12 protein-coding genes are annotated in these 9,841 nt (G+C 64.0%); all 12 read right to left on the reverse strand.

The genetic code is table 11. The features are described from left to right. Positions 1–103 precede the first annotated feature (103 nt). A complete protein-coding gene (locus NUV89_RS24105) occupies positions 104–937 on the reverse strand; it encodes an ABC transporter substrate-binding protein (protein ID WP_017737201.1) in 834 nt (277 codons plus the stop codon). 58 nt (positions 938–995) lie between these two features. Continuing rightward, on the reverse strand, positions 996–1,724 hold the full coding sequence (locus NUV89_RS24110; RefSeq protein WP_177414126.1) for an amino acid ABC transporter ATP-binding protein: 729 nt from the start codon (positions 1,722–1,724) through the stop codon (positions 996–998). A gap of 23 nt (positions 1,725–1,747) precedes the next feature. Continuing rightward, a complete protein-coding gene (locus NUV89_RS24115) occupies positions 1,748–2,491 on the reverse strand; it encodes an amino acid ABC transporter permease (RefSeq protein ID WP_257783295.1) in 744 nt (247 codons plus the stop codon). A 6-nt stretch (positions 2,492–2,497) separates the two neighbouring features. Beyond that, positions 2,498–3,199, reverse strand: a complete 702-nt coding sequence (locus NUV89_RS24120) for an amino acid ABC transporter permease (RefSeq protein ID WP_017737198.1) — start codon at positions 3,197–3,199, stop codon at positions 2,498–2,500. Between the two features lie 110 nt (positions 3,200–3,309). Next, positions 3,310–4,062, reverse strand: coding sequence for an SDR family oxidoreductase (locus NUV89_RS24125; protein WP_257783296.1), 753 nt, complete (start codon positions 4,060–4,062; stop codon positions 3,310–3,312). 93 nt (positions 4,063–4,155) lie between these two features. Continuing rightward, on the reverse strand, positions 4,156–4,929 hold the full coding sequence (locus NUV89_RS24130) for a LamB/YcsF family protein (RefSeq protein ID WP_257783297.1): 774 nt from the start codon (positions 4,927–4,929) through the stop codon (positions 4,156–4,158). Next, positions 4,926–5,321 (reverse strand): acetyl-CoA carboxylase biotin carboxyl carrier protein subunit, encoded by a 396-nt coding sequence (locus NUV89_RS24135; RefSeq protein ID WP_257783298.1) that lies wholly within the window; start codon positions 5,319–5,321, stop codon positions 4,926–4,928. The genes NUV89_RS24130 and NUV89_RS24135 overlap by 4 nt, the downstream gene beginning before the upstream one ends. Continuing rightward, positions 5,318–6,292, reverse strand: a complete 975-nt coding sequence (locus NUV89_RS24140) for a biotin-dependent carboxyltransferase family protein (protein ID WP_257783299.1) — start codon at positions 6,290–6,292, stop codon at positions 5,318–5,320. The genes NUV89_RS24135 and NUV89_RS24140 overlap by 4 nt, the downstream gene beginning before the upstream one ends. After that, the gene (gene pxpB / locus NUV89_RS24145; RefSeq protein ID WP_257783300.1) at positions 6,289–6,945 is read right to left on the reverse strand and encodes a 5-oxoprolinase subunit PxpB; all 657 of its coding nucleotides are present in this window, start codon (positions 6,943–6,945) and stop codon (positions 6,289–6,291) included. Before pxpB ends, NUV89_RS24140 begins: the two co-directional genes overlap by 4 nt. Beyond that, a complete protein-coding gene (gene accC / locus NUV89_RS24150; protein ID WP_257783301.1) occupies positions 6,942–8,294 on the reverse strand; it encodes an acetyl-CoA carboxylase biotin carboxylase subunit in 1,353 nt (450 codons plus the stop codon). Before accC ends, pxpB begins: the two co-directional genes overlap by 4 nt. A gap of 27 nt (positions 8,295–8,321) precedes the next feature. Continuing rightward, entirely contained in the window at positions 8,322–8,729 is a 408-nt protein-coding gene (locus tag NUV89_RS24155) for a biotin/lipoyl-containing protein (protein ID WP_257783302.1), read from the reverse strand. A gap of 114 nt (positions 8,730–8,843) precedes the next feature. Then, the gene (gene nac, locus NUV89_RS24160; RefSeq protein WP_257783303.1) at positions 8,844–9,749 is read right to left on the reverse strand and encodes a nitrogen assimilation transcriptional regulator NAC; all 906 of its coding nucleotides are present in this window, start codon (positions 9,747–9,749) and stop codon (positions 8,844–8,846) included. Positions 9,750–9,841 lie beyond the last annotated feature (92 nt).

The raw sequence follows: 9,841 nt of genomic DNA on the forward strand, positions 1-9,841 counted from the left end.
GCGGAGTGTCAGCCACTACATCTGCTGCTGATCCACCGCATTCGCGAGCAAGCCCGCTCCCACATTTTTGAGCTTTGTACATCAGGGGGAAATTGGAAGCGCTTTATGGCAGCGGGTCGAACTTCAGCGCACTCAAGCTCTGCACCTTGTCCTCGCGCACCATCTTGTATTCGGTATTCGGGCCGATCCAGCGATCCCAGATCGCATCGATCTCGCCAGCCTTTTCCATCGCCATCAACGACTCATTGACCTTAGCCAGGAACGCCGGCTCATCACGACGCATGCCCGCGCCAATCGGTTCCAGGGCCATCGGTTCCTTGGCAATCGCCAGTTCCACGCCTCCGGCCTTGGCCTGGTTGACCAGTTTCAGCGCGGTCATGGTGTTGGTGACCAAGCCCACCACCTTGTTCTGTTGCAGGGCCATGTACGCCGAGCCGGTGTCCTGGAAGGTCACCGGGGTGGCGCCGGCGATGCGGATCGATTGCTCCGAGGTGGAGCCCTTGGTGGAGCTGATGCGTTTGTCCTTGAAGAAGCTTTTCGGCTGGTCGGCGTTGGCCGCGCGCACCACCAGGGTTTCCTTGGCGATGTAGTACGGGTCGCTGAACTGGATCTGTTCGGCACGGGTCTTGGTGTACGCCAGGTTGGCGAAGATCACATCGACGCGGCCCATCTTCACTTCCGGAATGCGCGCTTCAACCGACAGCGGCTTGAGTTCCAGGGCCACGCCCATGGTCTTGGCCAGGGCCTTGCACAGGTCCACGTCCATGCCCACCAGCTCGCGGGTCTTTGGGTCCGGCGCGGAGAACGGCGGCACGTCGGCGTACACGCCGCAGCTCAAAGATTGCTTGGCGAGGATGTCGCTCAATTGGTCAGCCTGGGCGCAGGCCACAGCCAATGGACCCAATGCCAGCGCAGTAAACAGATGCTTCATACCCATGGGAAATCTCCAGAAAGTTGGACAAGCAAAATGGCAGAAGGAATCACGCCGCCGCAGCTCAGTGGGCCCGCAGGTCGGCGATGAAGCGTTGCGCTCGCGGGTGCGAAGGCTGGGTGAAGAAGGCGTCGGGGCTGCTCTTTTCCAGAATCTGCCCCGCGTCCATAAACCAGATGGTGTCGGCCACTTCGCGGGCGAAGTTCATCTCGTGGGTCACGCACATCATGGTCATGCCGTCCTTGGCCAAGCCCTTCATCACGCTCAGCACTTCGCCGACCATTTCCGGGTCGAGGGCGCTGGTGGGCTCGTCGAACAGCATCACCGGCGGTTCCATCGCCAGGGCGCGGGCAATCGCCACCCGTTGTTGCTGGCCGCCGGACAGCTGCGCCGGGTAGGCCCCGGCCTTGTGCGCCAGGCCCACGCGGTCGAGCAGTTCCATGGCCTTTTGCTTGGCCGCCGCGCCCTTGAGGTTGCGCAGCTTGTTCGGCGCCAGGGTGATGTTTTCCAGCACCGACAGGTGCGGGAACAGGTTGAAGCTCTGGAACACAAACCCCACGCGGCTGCGCAGGCGATTGATCTGCGCGTCGGTGCCGTGCACGTCCTGGCCGTCGAACAGGATCTGGCCGTTCTGGATGTCTTCCAGGCGGTTGACCGTGCGAATCAGCGTGGACTTGCCCGAGCCCGACGGCCCGCACAGCACCACCACTTCACCGGGGTTCACTTCGGCGGTGATGTCGGTGAGCGCCTGGTACTCGCCGTACCATTTATTGATTTTCGAAAACATGATCATTGGATGCATGAGCGCAGCCCTCTTCAATTATCGGTGGCCAGCAACGGCTTGCCGGGCACGGTCTGCCCGCCGTCACCGAGGCGCTTGCGCGCAATGCGTTGCTCTACCCAGCCCGCCAGGCGGGTCAGGCCGAAACACAGCAGGTAGTAGATGATCGCCAGGATGAAAAACACCTGGAACGGCTTGGTCAGCAACTGGTTGTTGACCTGGTTGGCGGCGAAGGTCACTTCCTGCACGTTGATAACGTAGCCCAGGGAGGTTTCCTTGATGATCGAGATGAACTGGCTTATCAGGCTGGGCAGCGCGTTGTACAACGCCTGGGGCAGGATCACCCAGACCGTGGTGCGCACGTAGCCCAGGCCCAGGGCGCGGGACGCTTCGTATTGCCCGCTCGGCAACGCCTGGATGCCGCCGCGAATGATTTCGCACAGGTACGCGCTCTGGTAGATCACCAGGGTGCAGAGCATGGTCATGAAGCCGGTGATGTTATGGCCGATCAGCAACGGCACCAGGAAGTAGGTCCAGAAGATCACCATCAGCAGCGGAATACCGCGCAGCACGTAGACCCACACCGTGGCCACCCAGTACAAGCCCTTCCACGGCGACACCCGCGCCAGCGCCAGCAACAGGCCGAACGGGAACGCCAGCAACAGTGCCAGCGCGGCGAGGATCAAGGTGCTGGCGAGGCCGCCCAAGGGACCGTGGGGGTATTGGCCGATGAGGAACAGCGTCCAGTTGTTCTGCAGGATTTCAACGATATCGAACATCGCGATCTACCTCGCCAGGGCTTTGCTGAAGTGCCGGGCGAGCAATGCCCCGGCGCCCATCAGCAGCAGTGAAAACACCAGGTAGAACACCGTGGCCACCAGGTACGACTCGAAGGTGCGGAACGTGTAGTTCTCCACTTCGCGGCTGGCGTAGGTCAGTTCCATCACGCCGATCGCCATCGCCAGGCTGGTGTTCTTGAACAGCAGCACGGTGTGGTTTATCAGCGACGGCAGGCAGTTGCGCACGCCCTGGGGCAGGATCACGTAGCGCATCGAACGCACGTAACCCAGGCCCAGGGCCCGCGATGCTTCGGTCTGCCCGGCGGGAATCGCGCGCAGGCCGCTGCGCATGTCTTCACAGAAATACGCGGCCTGGCACAGGCCCAGGGCGATCACCGAAAACAGGTACTCGGTGTTGTGGCTGGCCAGCCACAGTTGCGCATTTTCGCTGAGCAGGGTCGGCACGCCGAAGTACCACAGCATCAGTTGCACCAGGGTCGGCACGTTGCGGTGGTAGGACACGTACCCCGCCACCAGGCGGTCGGCCAGCTTGTTGCCGGTCAGGCGCACCGTGACCAGCGTCAGCGCCAGAATCATCGCCAGCAGCCAGGCGAACAACGCCAGCTGCAAGGTCATTTCGATGCCCTTGACGATCAGCTCGGCGTACTCGCCTTGCAGAATCGCGGCCAAATCGAAGTCTTGCTTCATGGTCAATCCCTATCGGCATTGGGCTAGGGCAGGAATCAAAATCACCCGGCGTGGCCGTGGCGGGATGCAGCGCTGACGGATCGATCCGTTCTGTTTTAGGGGGCTGGTGTTCAGCCCTGGTAATCCTGCGGACGCGCGGTGGAGAGCCCGCCCGGCACCTGCAAGGTCGGGGTGATTTCCATGTGCCCGACGTTGACGGCAATCGGCGCGGCAATCGCAAAGGCGATGGCGTTGGCGATGTCTTCGGCCTGGGGCAATTCAAAGCCTTCGACGAAACGCTTGTAGGTCTCTTCGGAGTCGCCGTGCACGTGGGCAAAGATGTCCGTGGCCACACGCCCCGGGCAGATCTCGGTGACCCGCACGCGCTTGCCGAACGCATCGATACGCAGCTGGCGCGAGAGCATGCTCACCGCCGCCTTCGTCGCGTGATAGGTAGAGTTGCCGGCAAAGTTGTAGGCCGCGGCAATCGAGCTGATGTTGATGATGTGCCCGCAATCGCGCTCGACCATGCCCGGCAAGGCCAGGCGTGCCAGGTGCAGCACGGCGCGCAGGTTGACGTCGATCAGCAGGTCGATGCCGTCGGCGTCGGCCTTGAGCAGGGAGCCCGGTTTGTCGACACCGGCGTTGTTGACCAGGATGTCGAAGGTGTTTTCGGCGAACAGCCGGGTCAACCCGGCGATGTCGGTCACGTCGATGGCGTGGGCAATGCAGCCGGTCTTGGCCGCCAGCGCCTGCAACTTGTCGGCGCTGCGGGCCAGGGCATGCACCTGCACGCCTTCCTGGCACAGGCGCTCGACAACGGCGGCGCCGATGCCCGAGGACGCCCCGGTGACCAGCGCGGTTTTGTAGTCGGAAAATGGCATGGGGTAATCCTTGTGCTGCGGGTTATGGTTCGACTCTATCCAGCCTTCAGGCGCTGGGCCAAGACGCAATGGTTGTGTGGCGATAAGGCCTGCTTATGACGCGGCCAGCAGTTGGGAGATTGGCGTAATGTGCCCGCCCAGCTGCTCGATTTCCTCTCGAATGGTGCGCGCCAACTCGACTGCGCCGGGGGTGTCGCCGTGCAGCAGGATCGAATGGGCCGGCACCCGCAGCACCTTGCCGCTGAGGGCGGTGACGGTGCCCTCCTCCAGCAACTGACGCACGCGCTTCAATACCGCTGCCGGCGCCTTGATTACCGAGCCTTCGACCTTGCGCGGCACCAGCAGGCAATCGTCGTCATAGGCGCGGTCGGCCAGAAACGTGGTCGCCACACGCAGGCCGCATTTCTCGGCAGCGCCTTCGATGGCGCGGCTGCTGGACGAGCTGATAATCAGCGTCGGATCAAACGCCGCCACCGCGCGCACCAGCGGTTCGGCCAGCGCGGCATCGGCGGCGGCCATGTTGCCGAGGGCGCCGTGGAAGCTCATATGGGTCATGCGATGGCCATTCACCGCAGCCAATCCGGCCAGGGCGCCGAGCTGGTAGATCACATAGGTGGCCAGCTCCTTGATCTCGATATTCATCTGGCGCCGACCAAAGCCCATCAGGTCCGGGAAGCCCACGTGGGCGCCGAGGTCAATGCCACCGGCCTTCGCCAGGCGCACGGTGTTGTCCATAATCAGCGGATCGCCGGCGTGGTAGCCGCAGGCGACGTTGGCCGAGGAAATCAGGCGCATCAGTGCTTCATCCTCACCCATGCGCCACGGGCCGAAGCCTTCGCCGAGGTCGGCGTTCAAATCGATTTTCATGCTTGTTGCTCCAGACCCAGGAACGCCTCGCCGTAGCCGACGGTGGTGCCGCAGGGCACACGCACATCAATCACCCGTGCGGCCTCACGGCTGCGCTGGGGCAGCAGCAGGTCGCCGACTTGCAGGACCGCCACCATTTGCCCGGCGCTGAGCGAATCGCCCACGGCTACGAAGGGTTCGCTAAGTTGTGGATGGGTCAGCAGCAAGCGCCCCAGGCCGTTCGTGCGCAGCACCTTGTCCGCACCCGTCGCCACGGCAACGGGTGCCGCAACGCTGGCCGCAGGCGCACCGCGCTTGAGCGTCAGGTGCGCGCCCGGGCGACTCAGTTCGGCGCCGGCCAAGTGGTGTTCCTTGAGCCACAGTGCCAGTTGGCGAATCTCCTCGATTGTCATGCTTTCACTCCCTCTCGGTGCAGGTCCACCAGGCGGCTGACTTCGCGCAGGTAACGGCGATTGGTTTCCAGGGCCTCGACGGCTTCTTCGTAGCTGCACTGGATAAAGCGCACCTTGCCGCCAATGGGCGCCTGGCCGAGGCGCCACAGGTCGGCCTCGATCACGCTGCCAAACTTGGGGTAGCCACCGCTGGGCTGGGCGTCGCGCATCTGGATGATCGGCTGGCCGCCGTGGGGCACCTGGATCACCCCGGGCACGATGCCGTGGGAGCGGATTTCCATCGGTGCGATGGGCAGCAGCGGTTCGCCTTCCATGCGGTAGCCGTAGCGATTGCTCTGGGTGGTGATCTTCCACTCACCGGCCCAGAACGCGGCGCGGGAGCCTTCCTGGAAGCGCTCATATTCGGCGGCGGGCAACACACGCATGGCGGGCACGCCGTCAACCTGCAACGGCAGCGCGAGGCTTGGCGCCAACACGCCGAAGTCCAACGGCAACGTGTTGATACCGGGGCGCAAGGCGGCGAGTCGGTCACCCTGCTGCAACGCCCGGCCGTCCAAACCACCAAACTCGCCGCGCAGTTGGGTACTGCGTGAGCCGAGTACCGAAGGCACGTCCACACCGCCAGCGAGGCACAGGTAGGCGCGGCTGCCGGAGGTCGGGTAACCCAGGTTCAAGACTTGTCCTTCGCGACCCTGGTACACCCAATTCGGCGGCAACGGTTGGCCGTCCAAGGTGGCATCGCAAGCGGCGCCAGTCACGGCAAAGGCGCAGTCGTGCAGCAGCCGCACTTCGAACGGGAACAACGGGACTTCAATCGCCGCAGCGTCTTCGGGATTGCCCAGCAACAGGTTGCCCAGCGCCAGGGCCAGATGGTCCATGGCGCCCGACGTACCGACGCCTTGACCAAGGCTGCCGAAGCGGCCGAAGTCCTGCACGGTGGCCAGGGCGGTGGCCGATAGAATCTCGATCATCGAATGATCCTCTCGATGCGCAAGCGCAGGAAATCACCCGGCCGCAAGATGGCTGGCGGGGTTTGGGCGGGGTCGAAAAACGCCATCTCGGTGCGGCCGATGGTGTTCCAGCCGCTGGGGCCGGCCGATGCGGACACGCCGGTCTGCACACCGCCGATGGACACTGAACCGGCGCCGATATTCAGCACCGGCACTTGCCGACGTGGCGTGGCCAGGCGCGGGTCCATGCCACCGAGGTAGCAATAACCGGGGTGGCTGCCCAAGGCGTACACCGGGTACAGCGGTTCGCAATGCAGGTTGGCGATGGTCTCGATGTCCAGCCCGGTGTGGGCGATCACATCCGCCATATGCGGGCCGAATTCGCCGCCATAGACCACCGGCAATTCGACGATGCGGCCTTCCAGGGGCAGCGGCTCGCAGTGTTCCCAGGCTTGCAACAGGCGTTCACACAGTCCGTTGAGTTCACGCGGCGGCTTGAGAAAGGTCAGCATCAGGTTGTTCATGCCGGGCACGGCTTCGTGGATTTCCGGCCACTCGCCGGCTTGCAGGGCCAGGTTCCAGATGCGCTGTTGCGGGGCCAGGTCGAGCTCGCCCGGTGCTTCAAACAACAGGGCGCTGGAGCCCAACAGGCTGATGGTCGGTGCGGTGCTCATGTCGGGCTCCTTTGCTGCAACCAGCGCTCCAGGTGATGAATATCGACACCGCCCGCTTGAAAGGCCGGGTCTTCAAGAATCTCGCGGTGCAGCGGGATATTGGTGCTGATGCCATCCACGATCATTTCGCTCAGCGCCAGACGCATCCGCGCCATCGCTTCTTCGCGGGTGGCACCATGGGTGATGACCTTGGCTACCATCGAGTCGTAATACGGCGGCACGCGGTAGCCGGTGGTGACATGGGAATCCACGCGCACGCCAAAGCCACCGGGCACTTCCCAGCGTTGGATCAGGCCGGGGGTGGGCATGAAGGTGCTTGGGTCTTCGGCGTTGATGCGGCATTCCAGGGAGTGGCCGTTGAGCTGCACATCCTCCTGGCGCAGGCCCAGCACTTCGCCACGGGCCATGCGCAGTTGCTGCTGGACGATGTCGATGCCGGTGGTCATCTCGGTGACCGGGTGTTCGACTTGCAGGCGGGTGTTCATCTCGATGAAGAAGAACTCGCCGTCCTCGTACAAGAATTCAAAGGTGCCGACGCCGCGATAGCCGATCTGGCGGCACGCCTCGGCGCAGCGTTCGCCGACCTTGGCGATCAGCGCGGGATCGATCCCCGGGGCCGGGGCTTCTTCCAGCACCTTCTGGTGGCGGCGCTGCAACGAGCAGTCGCGGCAGCCAAGCCAGATCGCATGGCCGTGGGCGTCGCACAGCACCTGGATTTCCACATGGCGCGGGTGGCCGAGGAATTTCTCGATATACAGCTCCGGGTTGCCAAAGGCCAGGCGTGCTTCTTCACGGGTGAGGGCAATGGCGGCGAGCAATTCGGCTTGCTCCTGCACCACACGCATGCCGCGCCCACCACCGCCACCGGCGGCCTTGACGATCACCGGGTAGCCGATCTCGGCGGCGATGGCGAGGATGCTCGCGTCGTCGCTGGGCATCGTTGAATCCGGCCCCGGTACGCAGGGCACGCCGGCTTCACGCATGGCACGCTTGGCGGCGACCTTGTCGCCCATGGTACGGATGCACGCGGCGCTGGGGCCGATAAAGGTCAGGCCCGCCGCCTCGATGCGTTCAGCGAAACCGGCGTTTTCCGAAAGAAAGCCGTAGCCGGGATGGATCGCCTGGGCGCCGGTGACCTTGGCCGCAAACAGCAGCGCCGTCTGGTTGAGGTAGCTCAGGGCTGGCGCGGCCGGGCCGATACACAGCGCTTCGTCGGCGTTTTGGACGTACTGCGCGTGACGGTCCGCTTCGGAGTACACCGCCACGGTCTTGATGCCCAGGCCACGGCAGGCACGCTGAATGCGCAGGGCAATTTCGCCACGGTTGGCGATCAGCACTTTGTCGAACATTGAATTCACCTGCATAACGGATAAGGGTCAATCGAGGCGGAACAGCGCCTGGCCGGCGGCAACTTCCGCCCCGGCCTGGGCCAGGATCTCAGCCAGCGTGCCGGCCACCTTGGCCTTGACCGGGTGGAACATCTTCATCGCCTCGATCACCGCCACGGTCTGGCCGGCTTCGATGGCTTGCCCCACGCCTACAAACGCTGGCTCACCGACGGCGGGCGTCAGGTGCAGCACGCCGTAGAGGCTGGCCTTGATCTCAATCGCCGCCGTTGGTGTTGCCGCAACCGGTGCTGCAACCACCGTGGGCGCGACGCTGATCGCCGCCTGCCCTGCCTGCTTGAACAGCCGCAACGTGCTGTCGCCTTCGGTAAGGCTCAGTTCCAGCAGATCGGATTCGGCCAGCAAATCCATCAACCCCTTGATACGTGCTGAATCCATAGTTGGCCCCTGCCTGTCGAACGTGTCTTGAGTGGATGGGGCCAATCTACCGAGCCCCTCGAAAAGCGGCCAAGACGCTTTGGCTTTGGGGTGATAAGCCGCCCTTATGACCCCTCAAGCCGCGCTGCCGCGCATCTGCGCCACCAGCTCCAGCAGGATCGCCTTGACCGCCTGGGCCGGCACCGACAACGGCAAATGCCCGGACAAACACAACGCCAACGGCGCCTCCACTTCGGGCTCGACGATGCGACACATATGCACCGCCGGGTTCGCCGCCAACACTCGCGCCGACGACTCCGGCAGGATGGTCGAGCCGAAGTGATCGGCCACGGCGGCGGTGAGCGTGGTGGACGATTCGATCTCGGCCACCACCCGTGCGCCGAGGCCGATGCGCAGGAAGGCTTCGTCCACCATGCGCCGCATCACGTTGTAGGGCCGGGGCAGCAGCATGTCCATGTCGGCCAGTTCGGCCAGGGGGATCACCTCAAGACCGTCAAGCGCAGGATCGGCGCTGACCAGGTACAGCGGCTCGCGCAGCAGCGAGACGAAACTCAAGCCGTGCACTTCGCGGCCGCCGTAGAGCACGGCCATGTCCATGCGGCCGTTCATAATCAGCTCGCTCAGGGTGGTGCCGAAGTTTTCGTTGAGGTACAGCAGGATGCCGGGGTGGCGTTCGCGCACGGTGCGCAATAGCGGCAGTGACAAGGTCGAGGCCGCCGTGCCGGGGGCGAGGCCTACCGAGACCTGCCCGGACAAGGCCTGGCCGGTGGCGTTGATATCGCTCTGGGCCTGTTCGCACTGGCGCAGGATGATCTGCGCATGGCCGTACAGCACCTTGCCGGCTTCGGTCGGCGTGACGCCGCGCTTGGTGCGGATCAGCAGTTGTTGCTGCAACTCGGCTTCGAGGGTGGCCAGTTGTTGGCTGAGGGCGGGTTGGGCGACATGCAGCACGTCGGCGGCTTGGGTCATGCTGCCGATGTCCACCAGTTTCACGAAGTACTTCAATCGGCGCAGGTTCAAGTGGGGGGTGCTCATGTGGGGATTGACTGAGGCTTTTCCTGTGGGAGCGGGCTTGTGTGGGAGCGGGCTTGCTCGCGAAAGCAGTGTGTCAG

It is taken from the genome of Pseudomonas sp. 18.1.10, from assembly GCF_024655625.1.
Lineage (GTDB): Bacteria > Pseudomonadota > Gammaproteobacteria > Pseudomonadales > Pseudomonadaceae > Aquipseudomonas.